Raw genomic sequence first — 18288 nt, forward strand, 5'->3', positions numbered from 1 at the left:
ACGTCATAGGACCTCCCGCGGTTGTTCAGCTCCTCGACAACGCGTGCGCAGCCTCGGCAGGGGCGGCCTTCGGCTGTCGACCCACCCCCCGCACTACCGAACGGTACGCGCACCGGCCGTGCGGTCTTCGCGGTGTCTCCGGCATCGCCCCACGTCAGCCACCGTGTCGCCACTGCGAGCGGCCGCCTGTGCTCGGGTCAGACTTCGCCCGAGGCCGGAAGTTCCCGGTCACCGCGCCCGCGCCGCGCGGCGGCGCCCTGGATCACAAGGGCGTACAGCACCAGCACGAGCACCGGCGCGGCCAGCGGCGCCCAGGCCAAGCGCAGTGGGAGCAGAGCGGCGGCGACGGCGACCGCCGCGAAGCCCACCGCACCGGTCACCGACGGGATCGTGGTCGGTACCACGCCGTGCGGGGCGGTCACGGTCGCGGCGTTGAGCAGATAGGTGGTGGCGACCAATCCCGTTGCCGCGGAAGCGAGCACACCCGCGTCCGCGATCGCCAGCACGGCCAGCGCGAGCAGTACCGCGCAGACCGCGAGCGGCCGCAGCCACCAGCCGAGCGCGACGAAGACCAGGGCCGGAATGCCGATCCAGGGCTCCAGCAGCGCCACCGACGCCGCCAGCAGCACCCCGGAGAGAACGGCGAGGAATCTGGTCATCGGCGCACCCGTACGGTCCTGCGGTGCTCGGGCAGCGCTCGCATGATCTGGTCCAGGCGCGCGTCCTCCGGCCACGCCACGATGTCGACGCCGACGGTACCCATGTCCCGGTACATGGCCGCGCGCTCGAGCTGCCACATCTTGGCCAGGATCGGGTCGAGATCTTCCCGGAACGGCGTGCCGCGCAGGACGTCCACCACGATCACCACGTGCCCGCGCTTGCGCAGGTCGATCAACGCGAGCGCGAACTGCGTGTCCAGCAGCGTGGAGAACGCCACCACGATCGCGCCGAGCGGCACCGCCGCGTGCGGCGCGAGCGTGCCGGTGGTGGGGATGTGCTCGTCGCCGACGTCGAGCACGGTGTCCACGATGCGGTAGAACTGGCGGCGTCCGATGTCCGGCCGCAGCCAGCGCGGCGCCTGGCCGAGGCAGACCACCGCCGTCCGATCGCCCGCCTGCAGGGTCGACTGCACCACTTGCGCCGCGCCGCGCACCGACAGCTCCAGCGAATCGGTGGCCGGTCCCGGCGCCTGCTGGGAGGTGTCCACCAGCACCACGACGTCCGCGGACCGGTTGGTCAGCCGCTCGGTGACATACAACCGCCCCCGCCGCGCGCTCACCGGCCAGTTCACGATGCGCAACTGATCGCCGGGCGCGTAGGCGCGGATGTCCGCGTATTCGACGCCGGGGCCGTGCCTGCGGGTCAGGTGGGTGCCGAGCCGCTCGGGGAGTTCCGTGCGCGGCAAGCGCATGCGCTGCGGATCGGTGATCGGATACACGAACAACTCGCCCGCGGGCAGTATCGCGGTGGCGACCGCGAGCCCGGCGGGGCTCAGCGCCGAGACCCGCACCGACACCGGGTAGCGCCCCCACCTGCCCGCCGAGAGGGCCAGGCGCAATCCGGCGGGCGCGACTCCGGAATCGCTGGCCTCTTCGACCTGCATTCCCAGCCCTGCCGAGCTCTGCGGTTTCAGGCGCAGCAGCGCGTGCCCCTTCTCGACGAAGGCGGCGACGGTGAGCGTCACCTCCTCGGTCTCGAAGCAGCGCAGCGTGCCGCCGCCGTCGACCTGGATCCGGGTCGAGGACTGCTGCCACGGCGCGGTGGCCAGCACGCCGAGCAGCGGCGCGGCGAACACCAGCAGCTGCCACCTGCCGAGGACCACCGCGAGCACCAGGGCCGCCGCGGCGCACCCAGCGAGCATGAAGACCAGCGGGGCGGGCCGCCACCGCAATTCGGCGTCGACCGCGGAGCTGGCGTCACGGTGCCTCATGTCACGGTGGCGCGCGGGACCGGCAGACGGCGCAGCAGTTCGGTGATGACGTCCTCGCCGCGGATGCGGCGCACCCACATCTCCGGCCGCAACGTGATCCGGTGCGCCATGGCCGGGATCGCCAGCGCCTTCACGTCCTCGGGGATCACGTAGTCGCGGCCGAGCAGCAGCGCCCGCGCCCGGGACATCTGCACCAGGTCGAGTTCCGCGCGCGGGCTCGCGCCGACCTCGACCTGGGGGTGCCCCCTGGTGGCCGACGCCAGCGCGACGACATAGCTCACCACGTCGGGGTGCACGGTCACATATTCGACGGATTGCCGCATCTCCAGCAGCCCGTTCGCGTCCACGACCTGGTTGACCTGCGGCTGCTGCGCCCCGCGCTCCAGTCTGCGACGGATCATCTGCGTCTCGTCGCGCTCGGACAGGTACCCCAGCCGCAGCTGGATGGCGAACCGGTCGAGCTGGGCTTCCGGCAGCGGATAGGTGCCCTCGTACTCGATCGGGTTGTCGGTGGCCAGCACGACGAACGGTTGCGGCAGCAGCAATGTCTCGCCGTCGATGCTGACCTGCCCCTCCGCCATCGCCTCCAGCAGCGCGGCCTGCGTCTTCGGCGGGGTGCGGTTCACCTCGTCGGCCAGCAGCACGTTGGTGAACACCGGCCCGCGGCGGAAGGTGAACCGGCCGGAGGACATGTCGTAGATCGTCGACCCCAGCAGGTCGGCGGGCAGCAGGTCGGGCGTGAACTGCACCCGGGTGAACTGCAGCCCGAGCGCGGCCGCGAACGATCTCGCGATCAGCGTCTTGCCGAGGCCGGGTAGGTCCTCGATCAGCACGTGCCCACCGGACAGCACGGCGATCATGATCAACTGCAACTCGTCCTGCTTGCCGACCACGACCCGGGACAGCTCCCGGAGCACGGCCTCGCTGCGCTGGATGGTCACGTCCATCGGCATGGTCATGTGTGTACCCGCACTTGCCTCAACCCATTTCACATTCTCTGCAGGCGGCTCAGGATCTCGTCCAGCGCCGCACGTCCCGGTGCCCTGCCGGCCTGATCACGAAGGGCCGAGTTGGCCGGGTCCACCCAGCGCCACAACTCGGGCCCGAACTGGTGGATACCCGCTGCCTCCATCGCCCTGCGGTTCTTCGCCACCCGCTGTCCGCTGGACAGCTCGAACTCCTTGGCCAGCAGCGGACGCAGGTGCCGGTCCCAATCGGCACGGCTGCCGTCCGCGCGGTCCGCGAGCATCTCGGCCCTGGCGTGCCAGCGTTGCAGCATCTCCGCCGGCCCGTTCTCCATGTCCTCGACCTCGTCGTCCGCGGCCTCCGAGCGCTCGAACAGCGACCAGACCAGCCAGACCAGCGCCACCGCCACCGGAATCCCGGCGACGACCAGCAGCAACCCGCGGGCGCGCTCGACGGCGACCAGCTCGACCAGCCCGATGACGATCACGCCGGTGATCACCACCCCCATCCGATTCACGCGAGGTCCCTTCTCGCCCGTCCGGTCACGCGGGCACCTCCCCTTGCAGGTCGGCGAGCACGATGCGCAGCAATTGCTCGGCTCGCATCCGTTGCCATTCCAGCATGGCGTGCGGGCTGAATCTGGCTTCCTCGAAAAGGGCGACCAGCTCGCGGGCGGACGCGTCGTGCAGCGCGCCGCGTTCGAACGCGCGGGCCAGCACTTCCATCGGGGTGTCCGAGACGAGCGGTGCGGCCGCGCGGTCGGAGGCGAGACCGCGCTCCATCGCGACGTAGCAGGCGATGATCGCGGTGCGCGGGTCCTGACCCGGAGCGTTCATCGCGGCCAGGCCCATCTCGGCCGCGCGGGCCAGCGAGTCCGCCGCGGTGGGGGTCGCCGCGACCGGCTGCGCGGCCGCCGGAGCGGGCTTGCGCCGGGTCGACACCGCGACCACGACCAGACCGCTCATCGCCACCGTCACCAAGCCCGCGGCCGCGATTCCGGCCAGTACCAGCGCCGTACCGGTCAGCTCCGCCGACTTCGGGTCGTATTCGGCGGACGGCGGCGTTCCGTGCTCCGGCGGCGTGCCCGTGGTGGTGGCGGGCGCCGCGGGGCGCGCGGGTTCGCTCGACTTGCTCGCACCGAGGAAGTAGATCGCCGCTGCGGCCGCGAACAGCACTCCGAGCAGCGCCAGCGCGCCGAGCAGTGCGAGGCCGACGCGCCCGAGACGCCACTGCGTGCGTTCGTCCTCCCGTTCCTGCTCGGGCATGGCCAGCGGCAAACGGTGCTGACTGGCGATCACCCCGGCCAGCAGGATCACGATCGACACGGTGAGCAGCACCGGCATGAGCGCGACCGACAGAGCGGACGGGACGTGCCTGCGCGACTCGGTTTCGGTAATTCCTGGGATGTATCCGTGCAGGGCGATGGCGGCAAAAGCCAGCAGCGTGATCAGGACGATCACGCGCGATATCGGCGCTCGCGCCCGGGCCACTGGTTACCGCCAAATCTGAGTACTCCACAAAACAGCCACATAGTTACATGCCGGGCGGTCCGCTCGGGATGGAATGGAATACTTCGGAGTCCCTCCTCTTAAACCGCAGCTGTGCGGGAAGTCGACGGCCCGTCCGTCGTCGCGGCGACTACCGGGCGATATCCGACGAGGACTGGGACAATTCACAAAGACGGCTCGCCAAACGTGAGATATCCGGCACTTCCGCCACGCCTCGCACGAGCCCGCCGAGCGGCGCGGACGCGACGACGGTGAGCTCCCGATCGATGTCGTAGAGAACATCGACCACGTTCACGAAACGCATCGCCCAGTCGGGCGGAACTTCATACAGCGGAGGCACTTCCCGGATTTCCCAGCGCTGAAAACGTTGGGCCAGCGCAACATAATCCGGCGCGGAAGTTGGGACTCCACACAATGCGGCGAAGTCGATGACGAGAGCGCCGCCGTCTCCGGCAATGGCGCGCAAACTGCGGGCGCCGATGGAAATCTCGGCAGACGCTTCGTTCTCGCGTTGTGGCACAGCGCTTTTTCCCGCGCCGACGACCGCCGCCGAGTGCGCCACGATGTATCGCCCGGCGGCGAATCCGGTGCGGCCGGCGCGCACGCCGAGAGAGCGATAATCGATCGCGCCGTCGACCGGCACCACGTCCATGTGCGCGCGGATCCGGTCGATCGTCGGCAGAAGCCGATCGTGGAACAGCGGATTCGGCAGCAGTCCGTCCGGCGGATAGTTCGAGGTCACCACCAGCGTGACGCGGCGGGCGAACAGCGCGTCGAGCAGCCGTGCGAGCAGCATCGCGTCACCGATGTCGTGCACGTGGAACTCGTCGAAGCAGATCAGCACGGCGTCACCGAGCAGCGCGTCCACCGCCGCATCGATCGAGCCGGACGCGTGTGCCGCGGCGTGCAATTCGGCGAAGAATTGGTGGAAGTGGTAGCGGCGCTTGCGTTCGGACGCCACCTGGGCGAAGAACCGGTTCATGAGCATGGTCTTGCCGCGCCCGGGTCTGCCGTGGAGATAGACGCCCCGATGACGCCGGACCGGGCGGCCGCGCCGATCGACCAACTCGCGCAACCGCGCCGCCGCCCGCGCCTGATCGGAATCCCACCGGATGACACCGGGTTCCATGACACCTCCTGAGTCCTCTACATTTGTAGAGGACGTGGCCGGGCGGCCGCCAGGAAGGGTGATGATGTCCACAGGCGACCGGCGCGTGCTCCTCGTCGACACGGCCATCGAACTGATCGCGACCAAGGGCCTGCGCGGGCTCACCCACCGCGCGTTGGACACGGAACTGGCACTGCCCCCTGGATCGACCTCGTACTACTTCCGCACCAAACGCGCGCTCATCGAGGCCATCGTGGACCGGATCACCGACCGATCCCGCACGGATTTCGCCGCCGCGTTCGCGCCCCCCTCCGCCGCCGCGCCGGAATCGGCCGCCGAGGCCGTCGCCGCCTGGCTCGACCGGCTGCTGGCCGACCGGCGCGCGCATCTGATCGCCCGCCATGCCCTGCTCGTCGACCTGCTCGACGATCGCGACCTGCATCCCCGGCTGGCGCGCAGCCTGTTCTCGGTCGACCGCGCCCGAGACCTCTTCCACGCCATGGGCGCGTCCGACCCGCGGACCCGGGCGGCGGACTTCGTCGCCGTCGTCGAGGGCGCCGTCTTCGACCGCTTCGCGGGCAACCGCACCGCCCTGCGCCCAGGCACGCCGGAGAGTGTGCGGCAATTGGCTCGTATCCTCGCCGCACACCTGAACGCGTGACCGCCGCGCTCAGTCCGGCCAGCCGCGCTGGCTGTAGGTCACGCCGTCGAGATAGCCGCGGATGCCTGCGGCCGGGTACGGGATCAGCGTCTCCGGCAGGTCTGCCAGGGGGAACCAGCGCAGTTCGTACGACTTGCCGGGCTCGCGGTTGACCGGCTCGCCCGACCAGCGGCGCGTCTCGAAGAACAACCCGATCCGCGCCTCCCGCCCGGTATCTACCACGTGCGCGGAGTGCACGTGCCGCAGATCCGCCGGAGCGATCACCACGCCGACCTCCTCGCACGCTTCGCGGGCCGCCGCGGCGAGTGCCGACTCCCCCGCCTCCAGTTTCCCGGCCGGCAGGTGCCACAGCCCGTCGAACTCGTCCGCACTGCGCCGCCTGCTCAGCAACACCTCCGCGCCGCGCAGCAACAGCACGTGCACGTCCACCAGATGCCGGTCCACCACCGAGCCCAACCTACGCCTCGGCGATTCCCACCGGTCGTCCGCGCGCAGGCGACGCCGACCGGATCAGCCGGTGGTGAGCACCAAGCCGGAGGTGGGGACGCCGGTGCCCGCCGTGACCAGGATGTTGGTCAGGTCGGAGACCGGGTTGACCGAGGTGCCCCGGATCTGGCGCACGGCCTCGGCGATGCCGTTCATCCCGTGGATGTACGCCTCGCCGAGCTGGCCGCCGTGGGTGTTGAGCGGCAGCCGGCCGCCGATCTCGATGGCGCCGCCTGCGATGAAGTCCTTCGCCTCGCCGCGGCCACAGAACCCGAGCTCCTCCAGTTGCATGAGCACGAACGGGGTGAAGTGGTCGTAGAGGATGGCGGCCTGCATGTCCTCCGGACGCAATCCGCTCTGCGCCCACAGCTGCTCACCGACCAGCCCCATCTCCGGAAGACCGGTCATGGCGTCGCGGTAGTAGCTGGTCATCACGTACTGGTCGGCGCCGGAACCCTGCGCGGCCGCGGCGATCACGGCGGGACGCTGCGGCAGATCGCGGGCCCGCTCCACGCTGGTGACCACGATCGCCACACCGCCGTCGGACTCCTGGCAGCAGTCCAGCAGATGCAGCGGCTCTGCGATCCAGCGGGAGTTCTGGTGGTCCGCCAGGGTGATCGGCTTGCCGTAGAAGAAGGCGGCCGGGTTCACCGCGGCATGTTTACGGTCGGCCACGGCCACCCGGCCGAAGTCTTCGCTGGTGGCTCCGTAGACGTGCATGTAGCGCCGGGCGACCATCGCGACCTGCGCGGCCGGCGTCCCCAACCCCTGCGGGTAGGACCAGCCCGCGTCGATGCCCGACGAAGTGGGCGCGGTGGCCAGCGCCGTGGAGAACTGCCCGAACCGCGATACCGACCGCTCGTTGAACGCGCGATAGGCCACGACCACGTCGGCGATGCCGGTGGCCACCGCCATGGCGGCCTGCTGGATGGTGGCGCACGCCGCGCCGCCGCCGTAACCGATGTGGCTGAAGAAGGTCAGCTGCGGGATGCCGACCGCCCTGGCGACCGCGGCCTGGGTGTTGGTGTCCATGGTGAACGTGGTCAGGCCGTCCACGTCGGCGGGCGTCAGCCCCGCGTCGGCCAGTGCGGCGGTGACCGCCTCGGCGGCCAGGCGCAGTTCGCTGCGCCCGGAGTCCTTGGAGAAGTCGGTGGCGCCGATGCCGACGACGGCGGCCCGGCCGGAGATCCGCTGGTCAGACATCGGCCCTCCGCAACGCGATGACGGCCGTGGCCGTGATGTGATCGCCGAGGCTGTCCGTGCCGACCACGGCGATGTGGATGTCGTCGCCCTCCAGCGCGGTCACCGTGCCGGTCAGCGTCAGCGTGTCCCCGGCGTACAGCGGCACGCCCAAGCGCAGCGCGATCGACTTGACGACGGCGCGCGGACCCGCCCAATCGGTGACGAACCGCTGCACCAAGCCGGTGTCGGTGAGGATGTTGACGAAGATGTCCTTCGAACCGCGGGCGACGGCCTTGTCCCGGTCGTGGTGCACGTCCTGGAAGTCCCTGGTGGCCAGTGCGGTGCTGATCACGAATGTCGGATCGGCGTGGATCACCAGCTCGGGCAGCACCGTGCCGACGCGCACGGCGTCCGGTTCGACGGCCGCGGTCATGCGACCACCTGCCAGACCGGCAGAACCGTCTCGTCGTCGAGCTTCTCGAAGCCCACTTCCACCGGCAGGCCGACCCGCACCTCGGTGGGGTCGATGCCGCGCAGTTCACCGAGCATGCGCACGCCTTCCTCCAATTCGACCAGCGCCACCACGAACGGCAGCTGCCGCCCCGGCACCTTCGGCGCGTGATGCACGACGTAACTGAACACGGTGCCGCGCCCGGAGGCGACGACGTAGTCGGTCGGTTTCGACTTGTCCTGCCAGATGGCGGGAATCGGCGGATGCCGCAGCGATCCGTCCGGCAGCCGCTGGATGCGCAGCTCACCGGCTTTGGTTCCGTCCCAGAAGAATTCGGTGTCCCAGGAAACCAGCGGCTTGACCCGCTCGCCCGCGGCGGGTTTCGGCGCCGCGGTGCCGGGAGCGAATTTCAGCAGCCGGAACAGCATCTCGGCGACCACCTCGTCGCCGACCCGCCAGCTGGTCTGGAAGGTGACGAACCATCCCTCGCCCAGCGCGGTGCGCTTCGGGCCACGGATATCCGACAGCGTGCTGGTGACCGAGACCTGCTCGCCGACATTGAGATAGCGGTGGTAGGTCTGCTGACAGTCCGTGGCGACCACGGAGGTGTAACCCGCGGCATCGAGCAGCTCCGTGGCCGCCCCCATCGGGTCGTCGGCGGGCCTGGAGCCGTTGAGCCCGAACATGGTCCACACCTGGGCCATGGCGGGCGGCGCGACGATGCCGGGATGTCCCGCCGCACGCGCCGCCTGTTCGTCGACGTAGATCGGGTTGGCGTCGCCCAGCGCCTCGACCCAGTTGTTGATCATCGGCTGGTTCACCGGATCGCGCCCGGAACGGGGCGCGCACGCACCCGCCGCCTTGATCGTTTCGGCTGCGGCGAGAATGGCTTCCGGAGTAGTGGTTTCCGGCACGCGCGGCTCCTTCACTGGTTATCGGGGTACTCGCGGCAGCCGCAGCCCGGACGAGGCGACCAGCTCACGCATCACTTCGTTGACGCCGCCACCGAAGGTGACAACGAGGTTTTGCTTGGTCCTGCGGTCCAGCCAGGTCAGCAGCTCGCCGGTGGCCGGGTCGGCCGGGTCGCCGTAGCGGCCGACGATCTCCTCGGCGAGCCTGCCCGCCTCCTGGAGCGATTCGGTGGAGTAGACCTTGGTGGCGGACGCGTCGGCGATCACCTGGGCCTGGTCGCCGTCCACGGTCCCGGCGACCTGCCAGTTCAGCAGCTCGTTCAACCGGACCATGGCGTGGATGCGGCCCAGCGCGCGCCGCACGTCCAATTCGGCGAGCACGCCGCGCGGTTGCGCCCAGTCGCGCACCCGGTCGTAGAGCTGTTCGATCTTGCCGGACGGACCCAGGCTCACCCGCTCGTGGTTGAGCTGCGTCGTGATCAGCTTCCAGCCCCGGTTCTCCTCGCCGACCAGCATGCTCGCCGGGACGCGCACGTTGTCGAAATACGTCGCGTTGGTGTGGTGGGCGCCGTCGCAGGTGATGATCGGCGTCCAGGAGTAGCCGGGATCGGTGGTGTCCACGATCAGGATCGTGATGCCGCGGTGGCGCGACTCGGTGGAGCCGGTGCGGCAGGCCAGCCAGATGAAGTCGGCCTCGTGCGCGCCCGTGGTGAAGATCTTCTGCCCGTTGACGATCCAGTCCCCGGACTCGTCGCGCACCGCCGAGGTGCGCAGCGCGGCCAGGTCGGTGCCCGCCTCCGGCTCGGAGTAGCCGATCGCGAAATGAATGTCCCCCGACAGGATTCCGGGCAGGAACCGCTGCTTCTGCTCGTCCGTGCCGAATTGCTGCAAGGTGGGCCCGACGGTCAGCAGCGTCACCAGCGGCAGCGGGACGTCGGCCCGGACCGCCTCGTTGAAGAAGATCTGCTGCTCGACCGGCCCGAAGCCCTGGCCGCCGTATTCCTTGGGCCAGCCGACGCCGAGCCAGCCGTCGCGGCCCATCCGGCGCACCACGGCGCGGTAGGCGTCGCCGTGCCGGTTCACCGCCATCTCGGCCTCCTCCTCGGGAGTCACGAGATCGGCGAAGTAGGAGCGCAGTTCGTCGCGCAGCCGGCGTTGCTCGATGGTCAGGTCGATGAACATCTGGCCCCCAATCGGTCGAGCCGGAACGACGCGCCGCCGAGCCAGCGAGCGATGTCCTTGGCTTGTGAGTAGTAGCGGTGCATCGGGTGGGTCATGTCGACACCGAGGCCGCCGTGCAGGTGATGACACTTCTGCATGGCCGCGGGCAATTCCCCGGCGACCGTGTAGGCCAGGATCTCCAGATCGTCGTCGGTGCGCTCGCGATGCTCCTGGCTCGCATCGTCCTGCGCCAGAGCCCAGTTCGCGGAAACCGCGGCGACGTGCAGAGTGCGCGAGACGACGTACAGATCCGCGATCTGCTGGGCCACCGCCTGGAACTCCGCCAGCGGCCTGCCGAACTGGTGACGGGTGCGCAGATGCTCGGCGGTGAGCGTGATCGCCCCTTTGAGCAATCCATCGGCTACCGAGCCGATCGAGGCGAGCGCCAGCCGGTGCAGGTCGGCGAGCCCGACCGGCCACAGCTGGTCGGCGGGGATCTCCACCTGGTCCAGCCGCACCGTGCACTCGGGGATGCCGCCGGAGACCGGCGTCGGTGTGCGGGTGAGTCCGTCGGCCTGGGCGTCCACCACGGCGATGCCCGCGTTGGTCGGCACGAGCAGCCAGCTCGCCTCCTCGGCGTACGGCACGGCGACCTTGTGGCCGGTGACGCGCACCGTGTCGCCGTCGACGATCGCGGTCGTCTCCGGCTTGACGGTGAACGGTGCCGCCGGTTCGCTCAACGCCGCGGTGAGCACGGCGCCTTCGGCGACCCCGGGCAACACGAGCTCCTGCACGCGCTCCGGCGCGCAGGCAACCACCGGCAGCACGCCGAAGCCCAGCGTCGGCAGCGCCGGAACCGCCACGGCATCGGTAGCCAGCTCGGTGAGCAGCGCCGACACCTCCAGCAGCCCCATGCCGTCCCCGCCGTACCGCTCCGGCAGCGCGACGACGAGCAAGCCGGAGTCGGCCAGCTTCGGCCACAACCGCATGTCGCGCGCCGGTTCACGTTCCAGCAAGCTCACGACGACCTCGGCCACGGCGTCCTGGCCCTCGTCCCTGGTGAAGTCCACGCTTGTCTCCCGATCGACTGTAGGGCTAGCTGTCCGCGTCACGGGGCAGCCCCAGAATCCGCTCACCGGCCACGGTGAGCAGGATCTGCTCGGTCCCGCCCGCGATCGACAGACAGCGCGTGAGCAGGAACTCCTTGGTGACCTCGGAGTCCTGCGCGCCCAGCGGGCCCGCCGCCTCCGCGGCGAATTCGGCGACCGCTTGGCGGTGGCGCACGCCGACCAGCTTGCGCACGCTGCTCTGCGCGCCGGGGTCCCCGCCCGCCAGCATCTTCACCGCGGCCCGCTGCTCGAGCAGCAGGCCCGCGATCGCCTCAGCGACGAAGCCGCCCAGGCGATCGTTCACCAGCTCCGCGCCGGGACCGGTGGCGGGCGATTTCGCGATCAGCTCTTCGAGCACGGGCCCGATGCCGTTGCCGCCCATGGCCACCCGCTCCGTGGAGAGGGTGGAGCGGGCGATCTTCCATCCGTTGTTCAGTGCGCCGACCACGCAGTCGTCCGGCACGAACACGTCGTCGAGGAAGACCTCGCTGAAACGCGCCTCCCCGGTGATCTGCACCAGCGGGCGCACTTCGAGCCCGGCGCTGTGCATGTCGACCAAGAAGTACGTGATGCCCCGGTGCTTGGCCGCGTCCGGGTCGGTGCGCGCCAGGCAGATCGCCCAATTCGCTTTGTCGCCCAGCGAAGTCCACACCTTCTGACCGCGCAGCACCCAGCCGCCGTCCACTTTCTTCGCGGTGGTGCGCAACGCCGCCAGGTCGGAGCCCGCTTCCGGCTCGCTGAACAGCTGGCACCAGACCACCTCGCCGCGCAAAGTGGGCCAGGCGAAGCGCTCGATCTGCTCCGGCGTCCCGTGCTGCAACAACGTCGGGATCGCCCAGCCGCCGATCGCCAGGTCGGGCGCGGTGAGCCCGGCGCGGCGCAGTTCCTCGGAGATCACCAGGCCGGTCATCGGGTCGGCGGCGCGCCCGTACGGCCGCGGCCAATGCGGCATGACCAGGCCGGCCTCGACCAGCGCGTCGCGCTGCCGCTCGGCGGGCAGCGCCGCGATCCGCGCGACGTCGGCCGCCAGTTCGTGCGCGCGGTCGCCGTCCACGGCGGCCACGCCTTCTTCGGCGAAGACCCGGTCGGCGCCGGTGGTGCGCCGCAGGCCCCGGCGGGTCAGCTCGGTGACCCGGGCCCGCCAGTGCGCCGAACCGCCGAGCAGTTGGCGCAGTGCCGTCGCCCGGCGCAGATACAGGTGCGCGTCGTGTTCCCAGGTGAAGCCGATGCCGCCGAGTACCTGGATGCAGTCCTTGGCGGTCTCGACCGCGGCGTCCAGAGCGATCGCGGCCGCGATGGCGGCGGCGATCGGCAGCTCGGCGCCGCCGTCGTCCACGGCGGCCGCGGTGTCGGCCGCCACGGCGCGGATGAGTTCGGTGCGGCACAGCATCCAGGCGCAGATGTGCTTGACCGCCTGGAACGAACCGATCTTGCGGCCGAACTGCTCGCGCACCTTGGCGTACTCGACCGCGGTCTCCAGGCACCAGCCCGCGAGGCCGGACAGTTCGGCGGCGACCAGCGCGACGAGCAGATCCTCGGCGGCGTGCGGCGCGACGAACACGCGTTCGGTGGGCACGCGCAGGTCGGCGCAGTGCACCCGCGCCAGCGGCGTGCTCGGGTCCAGCGGCGCGAGCGCCTCCACCCGCAAGCCTGCGGCGTCGGGCGGCACCAGGCACCAGCGCTGCCCCTGGGGATGGTCGATCGGCAGCAGCACGGCGGTCCCGGGCGCGGCGCCGAGCACGGACTCCCAGGTACCCGTGAGCAACACACCATCGCTTGCGGCGGGTACGCTCACCGTCGAGCCGACGACGAAGTCGAGCGCGACACCGCACGGCAGGTCCTCGTCGAGCCGCCCGCCGGTGATCAGATTGGCCAAAGCCGTTGCGAGCACCGGGCCGCCGACCAGGTCGTGCGCCGCCTGCTCCACCAGCACGGCCAGATCGGCGACCGACCCGCCCGCACCGCCCGCGTCCTCGGCCACCGCGACCCGGAAGATCCCGATCTCGGCCAGCGCGGGCCAATAGGCGCGCCAGAAGTCGGCCGCACCGGTCCGCATTGTTGCAATTGGACGGACCGACGCCGCCCATCCGCGCATCGACTCCTGGACGGCTTTATGCTCGTCAGTGGTGGCGATGGTCACACTCCATACCGCCTTTCCGGCGTGACTCCCACACCTAGAACATGTTCTAATATCCTAGCCGGGCGGAAGTCAAGAGACCATCGCCGCCGCGGCCACACCGCGCACGCAGCCGACGAAACGACGTTTCCGGAAAGGACTTTCATCAATGGCCAGTCCGTCCCGATCGCAGCCAGCCGACCCGAGCGCGGCCCGGCCCGCGGCCACGGTCACCACGCTCAGCGAGGACGAGCTGAGCTCGGCGGCGCAGCGCGAACGGCGCAAGCGGATCCTGGACGCGACCTTGGCGCTCGCGTCCAAGGGCGGCTACGACGCGGTCCAGATGCGCGCGGTGGCCGAACGCGCCGACGTCGCCGTCGGCACGCTGTACCGCTACTTCCCGTCGAAGGTGCACCTGCTGGTCTCGGCGCTGTCGCGCGAGTTCGAGCAGATCGAGGGCAAACGCAAGCCGCTTGCCGGACAGTCTCCCCAGGAGCGCATGCATCTGCTGCTCACCCAGATCACCCGGATGATGCAGCGCGACCCGCTCCTCACCGAGGCCATGACCAGGGCGTTCATGTTCGCCGACGCCTCGGCCGCCGCCGAGGTGGACCGCGTCGGCAAGGTCATGGACCGCGTCTTCGCCCGCGCCATGAACGACGGCGAGCCCACCGAGCGCCAGCTCGCCATCGCCCGGGTGATCAGCGACGTGTGGCTGTCGAATCTGGTCGCCTGGCTCACCCGGCGCGCCTCGGCCACCGACGTCACCGAACGCCTGGAACTGACCGTCGACCTGCTGCTGGGCGAGCGCAACCAGTAAGCTTCAGGCGGATCTCTCAGCGCACATCGAGCGATTTCGGCGCCCGGTCACCGCGCCGGGCCCGAAGGGCTCCCGTGCTGCGACGAAGCTCACCTACCCGGATCCCGTTGGCGTCAGCTGGGCAGATCTACCGGACACCGGTTCAGCTCGTGCGTTATGGTGCGCACGCGGACCGGTGTGTTGCTGTGCGGCAAATTCAACCCAGTATTGTTTTGCCCGCCCCTGAAAAAACTCCTCCGATCACTAGGTTGGATGCGTGAGCGCACAGGATCTGCCACTGGAACTTCGCCGTGCACTGTCGACGGTCGCGCGCGTGCCACGGCTGCTGGTCGCATCGGACTACGACGGGACACTCGCGCCCATCGTGTCCGACCCGGCCAAAGCCTTCCCCCATCGGGAATCGGTGAGCGCGTTACGAGCCCTCGCCGGCCTGACCGGGACCACCGCCGCCGTGATCTCCGGCCGCGCGCTGCGAGATCTCGCGGCGCTGTCGCGCCTGCCGGTCGAGGTGCAACTGATCGGCAGCCACGGCTCGGAATTCGACGTGGGCTTCGTGCACGCGATCGACAACGACGCCAAGCATCTGCTCCAAGAGGTGCAGACCGCCCTGAACCAGATCGCCTCGGACAATCCGGGCGTCACCGTCGAGATCAAGCCGGCCAGTGTCGCGCTGCACGTGCGCAACGCCAGCCCGGAGATCGGCCATCGCGCGCTGTCGCAGGTCCGGCTCGGCCCGGCCTGCTGGTTCGGCGTGCAGGTCACCGAGGGCAAGGCGGTCATCGAACTGGCCGTGGTGCAGACCGACAAGGGCACGGCTCTGGACACCGTCCGGCATCAGGCGGGGGCGTCGGCCGCGGTGTTCTTCGGTGACGACGTCACCGACGAGAAGGCGTTCCGGGTGCTGTCGGGGCCCGACGTCGGCATCAAGGTCGGCGACGGCGAGAGCCTGGCCAAGTTCCGGGTGGACAGCACCGAGGCCGTGGCCTGGGCGCTGGCCTACCTGCTGGAGGAGCGCCGGACCTGGCTGGCAGGCGCGAGCGCGCCGCGCATCGAGCGGCTGACCATGCTGGCCAGCCCGCGCTCGGTCGCGCTGCTCACCCCGGACGCCACGGTGACCTGGTTCTGCCACCCCGAACCCGACTCCGCCGCGGTGTTCGCGCACCTGCTCGGCGGCCCGCAGGGCGGTCACTTCACCATCGAGCCCGAACGGCCGGGCCTGCCGCTGTCGCAGCGCTACGTCGACGGCACGATGACCGTCGAAACGCGCTGGGCCAAGTTGCAGGTCACCGACTACCTGCCGCACGACGTGGCGCCCACCCGCACCGACCTCACCCGGGTGATCACCGGCGACGCGAAGGCCGTGATCACCTTCGCCCCCCGGCCGGAGTTCGGCCAGGTGCCGGTGAACCTCGAAGCGCAGGAGGGCGGGCTGCGCGTGTACGGCACCAACGACCCGATCGTGCTGCGCTCCCCCGGCGTGCACTGGGAGATCGTCTCGGACGGAACGCACGAATCGGCCCGGGCCGTGGTGGACCCGTCCAAGGGCCCCGTCGTGCTCGAACTACGCTGTGGCACCGCTGATCTCGATCCAGCTACGACCAGTGAGACGGAGCGGCGGCGGGCCGCGGAGCGGTACTGGTCGGAGTGGGCCGCGACGCTCACGCTGCCGCCGCTCAAGCCCGACCTGATGAAGCGCTCCGCGCTCACCCTGCGCGGCCTGGTGCACGCGCCGTCCGGTTCGATTCTCGCGGCCGCGACCACCTCGCTGCCCGAGGACATCGGCGGTGTGCGCAACTGGGACTACCGCTACTGCTGGCTGCGCGACGCGGCGCTGACCGCGCAGGCGCTGGTCTCGCTCGGCTCGCTCGCCGAGGCCGAGAACTACCTCGGCTGGGTGCACCGGGTGCTGGAGACGTTGCCCGGCCCCGAGCGCCTGCACCCGCTGTACACGCTGTACGGCGAGACGCTACCGCCGGAGGCCTCGATCGATCAGCTGCCCGGCTACGCGGGCTCGCGCCCGGTGCGCGTCGGCAACGCGGCCAACATGCAGGTGCAGCTGGACGTCTTCGGCCCGATCGTCGACCTGATCGCCACCCTGGCGCACGCCAGGGAGCTGCGTGGCGTCACCGATCCGGCGGACGTGCTGCCCGACGCCGACTGGGAGCTGGTCTGCGCCATGGTCGCGGCCGTGCAGCGGCGCTGGCAGGAGCCCGACCACGGCATCTGGGAGATCCGCGGCAACCCGCGCCACCACGTGTACTCGAAGGTGATGGGCTGGCTGACCGTCGACCGGGCGCTGACCCTGGCGCAGAAGTTCGACCGCGAGGTCGATCCGGCCTGGTCGGTGCTGCGCGACACCATCGCCGACGAGGTGAAGGCGAAGGGCTGGAACGACGAGGTCCAGTCCTACACCGCGGCCTACGACGGCACCGACCTGGACGCGGCGACGCTGCACATCGGGTTGAGCGGCCTGATCGACCCGTCCGACCCGCGCTTCGCGGCGACCGTCGTGGCGACCGAGGCCGAGCTGCGCAGCGGGTCGACGGTGTACCGCTACCACCACGACGACGGCCTGCCCGGCGGCGAAGGCGGATTTCACCTGTGCGCCGCCTGGCTGGTCGAGGCGTACCTGCTGATCGGGAAGCGCTCCGACGCCGAGGCGCTGTTCGCGCAGCTGGTCGACGTGGCCGGTCCGACCGGGCTGCTCAGCGAGGAGTACGACCCGGTGGCCGAGCGCTCGCTGGGCAACCACCCGCAGGCCTACAGCCATCTCGGCCTGTTGCGCTGCGCGCAGTTGCTGGGACAACCGGTGGAGGCCGCGCTGGTCTGACAGCGCGCAGCCGGCCGAGGGCCCGCGAACGAGGAATCGTTCCCGGGCCCTTCGCATTCCGTTCTTTCGAGGGGCTTCTCGGCTCGCGGCTAACCGTCCCCTGCTAGAGTTAAACGGGAACGATTTCCATTATGATCTAGAGCACTGCCAGGAGTACCCCCACGTGAGAACCGGATTTGCCATCACCTGCGCAGGCATCGCTGTGGGGGTTGTCTCCGCCCTGACGCTGACCGCCTGCGGCGGATCGAACGACGACGCACGGCCCACCGTCGTCGCCTCCACCGACGTCTGGGGCGACATCGCCGCCGCCGTCGCCGGCCCCGACGCCGCCGTCCGGTCGCTGATCACCGATCCGTCCGCCGACCCGCACTCCCACGAGACCTCCGCCGTCGAGTCGGCCGCGCTCAGCGATGCCGACCTCGTGGTCTACAACGGCGGCGGCTACGACGAGTTCGCGGAGAAGGCGGTGGCGGGCACGAACAAGCGCACCGTGGACGCGTTCTCCGTGCGCGTCGACCAGAGCGACGACAACGAGCACGTCTGGTACGACGTGCGCACCGTCGACGTGGTCGCCGACCGGATCGCGGCCCAGCTCGGCGAACTGGACCCGGACAAGGCCGCGGCCTACGCCGAGCGCGCCGCGACGTTCAAGAACCGGCTCGCCGCGGTCGCCGCCATCACTGGCAAGCTCGCCGCCGAGCACCCGAAGACGCCGGTCCTGCAAACCGAACCCCTCGCGCACTACCTGGTGGCCGCCGCCGGAGCCGAGGACCTGACTCCGCACGAGTTCCAGGAAGCCGTCGAGCAGGAGACCGACCCGGCGCCCGCGGCCGTCGCGGCGACTCAGGATCTGCTCACGGGCAAACGGGTCCGCGCGCTGATCTACAACGTGCAGACCGAGGACAAGATCACCAAGGACCTGCGCGGCACCGCGCAGAACGCGGGCGTCGCGATCGTCGAGGTGACCGAGACCCTGCCCGACGGCGTGGATTACATTCAGTGGCAGACGAAGAACGCGCAGGCGCTGGCCGCCGCGCTGGGCTGAGCAG

General features: G+C 70.3%; 17 protein-coding genes. 4 read left to right on the plus strand and 13 right to left on the minus strand.

The genetic code is table 11. The features are described from left to right. Nucleotides 1-197 precede the first annotated feature (197 nt). The 6 genes from ABZ552_RS18560 to zapE form a co-directional block, all read right to left on the minus strand. Nucleotides 198-659 carry a hypothetical protein gene (locus ABZ552_RS18560; RefSeq protein WP_281877056.1) on the minus strand — a complete coding sequence of 154 codons (462 nt, stop codon included), beginning with the start codon at nucleotides 657-659 and terminating at the stop codon, nucleotides 198-200. After that, entirely contained in the window at nucleotides 656-1930 is a 1275-nt protein-coding gene (locus ABZ552_RS18565; protein WP_281877055.1) for a DUF58 domain-containing protein, read from the minus strand. The genes ABZ552_RS18560 and ABZ552_RS18565 overlap by 4 nt, the downstream gene beginning before the upstream one ends. Then, complete coding sequence (locus tag ABZ552_RS18570; RefSeq protein ID WP_159841996.1) at nucleotides 1927-2889, minus strand: MoxR family ATPase; 963 nt, start codon at nucleotides 2887-2889, stop codon at nucleotides 1927-1929. The genes ABZ552_RS18565 and ABZ552_RS18570 overlap by 4 nt, the downstream gene beginning before the upstream one ends. A gap of 29 nt (nucleotides 2890-2918) precedes the next feature. Further along, complete coding sequence (locus tag ABZ552_RS18575) at nucleotides 2919-3404, minus strand: hypothetical protein (protein ID WP_281880709.1); 486 nt, start codon at nucleotides 3402-3404, stop codon at nucleotides 2919-2921. Between the two features lie 34 nt (nucleotides 3405-3438). Further along, nucleotides 3439-4356 (minus strand): DUF4129 domain-containing protein, encoded by a 918-nt coding sequence (locus tag ABZ552_RS18580; protein WP_281877054.1) that lies wholly within the window; start codon nucleotides 4354-4356, stop codon nucleotides 3439-3441. A gap of 178 nt (nucleotides 4357-4534) precedes the next feature. Continuing rightward, the gene (gene zapE / locus ABZ552_RS18585) at nucleotides 4535-5641 is read right to left on the minus strand and encodes a cell division protein ZapE (protein ID WP_357438537.1); all 1107 of its coding nucleotides are present in this window, start codon (nucleotides 5639-5641) and stop codon (nucleotides 4535-4537) included. On the opposite strand from zapE, the gene ABZ552_RS18590 reads away from it, so the two are divergent. Next, on the plus strand, nucleotides 5595-6173 hold the full coding sequence (locus ABZ552_RS18590) for a TetR family transcriptional regulator (protein WP_357438541.1): 579 nt from the start codon (nucleotides 5595-5597) through the stop codon (nucleotides 6171-6173). The two genes, zapE and ABZ552_RS18590, sit on opposite strands and share 47 nt — an antisense overlap. 9 nt (nucleotides 6174-6182) lie before the next feature. Here ABZ552_RS18590 and ABZ552_RS18595 read toward each other — a convergent pair whose 3' ends face one another. The 7 genes from ABZ552_RS18595 to ABZ552_RS18625 form a co-directional block, all read right to left on the minus strand. Further along, nucleotides 6183-6620, minus strand: a complete 438-nt coding sequence (locus ABZ552_RS18595; RefSeq protein ID WP_281877050.1) for an NUDIX domain-containing protein — start codon at nucleotides 6618-6620, stop codon at nucleotides 6183-6185. Between the two features lie 63 nt (nucleotides 6621-6683). Continuing rightward, nucleotides 6684-7862 (minus strand): lipid-transfer protein, encoded by a 1179-nt coding sequence (locus tag ABZ552_RS18600; RefSeq protein WP_281877048.1) that lies wholly within the window; start codon nucleotides 7860-7862, stop codon nucleotides 6684-6686. Continuing rightward, the gene (locus ABZ552_RS18605) at nucleotides 7855-8274 is read right to left on the minus strand and encodes a MaoC family dehydratase (RefSeq protein ID WP_281877046.1); all 420 of its coding nucleotides are present in this window, start codon (nucleotides 8272-8274) and stop codon (nucleotides 7855-7857) included. The genes ABZ552_RS18600 and ABZ552_RS18605 overlap by 8 nt, the downstream gene beginning before the upstream one ends. Next, nucleotides 8271-9206, minus strand: a complete 936-nt coding sequence (locus ABZ552_RS18610; protein ID WP_281877045.1) for an OB-fold domain-containing protein — start codon at nucleotides 9204-9206, stop codon at nucleotides 8271-8273. Before ABZ552_RS18610 ends, ABZ552_RS18605 begins: the two co-directional genes overlap by 4 nt. Nucleotides 9207-9224: 18 nt before the next feature. Continuing rightward, entirely contained in the window at nucleotides 9225-10385 is a 1161-nt protein-coding gene (locus ABZ552_RS18615) for an acyl-CoA dehydrogenase family protein (protein ID WP_357438545.1), read from the minus strand. Then, a complete protein-coding gene (locus ABZ552_RS18620) occupies nucleotides 10370-11434 on the minus strand; it encodes an acyl-CoA dehydrogenase family protein (RefSeq protein ID WP_281877042.1) in 1065 nt (354 codons plus the stop codon). The genes ABZ552_RS18615 and ABZ552_RS18620 overlap by 16 nt, the downstream gene beginning before the upstream one ends. Before the next feature lie 25 nt (nucleotides 11435-11459). Then, nucleotides 11460-13613 carry an acyl-CoA dehydrogenase gene (locus ABZ552_RS18625; RefSeq protein ID WP_357438548.1) on the minus strand — a complete coding sequence of 718 codons (2154 nt, stop codon included), beginning with the start codon at nucleotides 13611-13613 and terminating at the stop codon, nucleotides 11460-11462. Nucleotides 13614-13758: 145 nt separating this feature from the next. Between ABZ552_RS18625 and kstR the strand changes: the two genes are divergently transcribed. From kstR to ABZ552_RS18640, 3 genes are all read left to right on the plus strand, one after another. Further along, nucleotides 13759-14409: a cholesterol catabolism transcriptional regulator KstR gene (gene kstR, locus ABZ552_RS18630; RefSeq protein WP_043686038.1), complete on the plus strand. Its 651-nt coding sequence runs from the start codon at nucleotides 13759-13761 to the stop codon at nucleotides 14407-14409. Nucleotides 14410-14665: 256 nt separating this feature from the next. Continuing rightward, nucleotides 14666-17239, plus strand: coding sequence for a trehalose-phosphatase (gene otsB / locus ABZ552_RS18635; protein ID WP_357438551.1), 2574 nt, complete (start codon nucleotides 14666-14668; stop codon nucleotides 17237-17239). A 163-nt stretch (nucleotides 17240-17402) separates the two neighbouring features. After that, a complete protein-coding gene (locus ABZ552_RS18640; RefSeq protein WP_281877037.1) occupies nucleotides 17403-18284 on the plus strand; it encodes a zinc ABC transporter substrate-binding protein in 882 nt (293 codons plus the stop codon). Nucleotides 18285-18288: the final 4 nt, after the last annotated feature.

It is taken from the genome of Nocardia sp. NPDC019219 (assembly GCF_040632645.1).
GTDB lineage: Bacteria > Actinomycetota > Actinomycetes > Mycobacteriales > Mycobacteriaceae > Nocardia > Nocardia sputorum.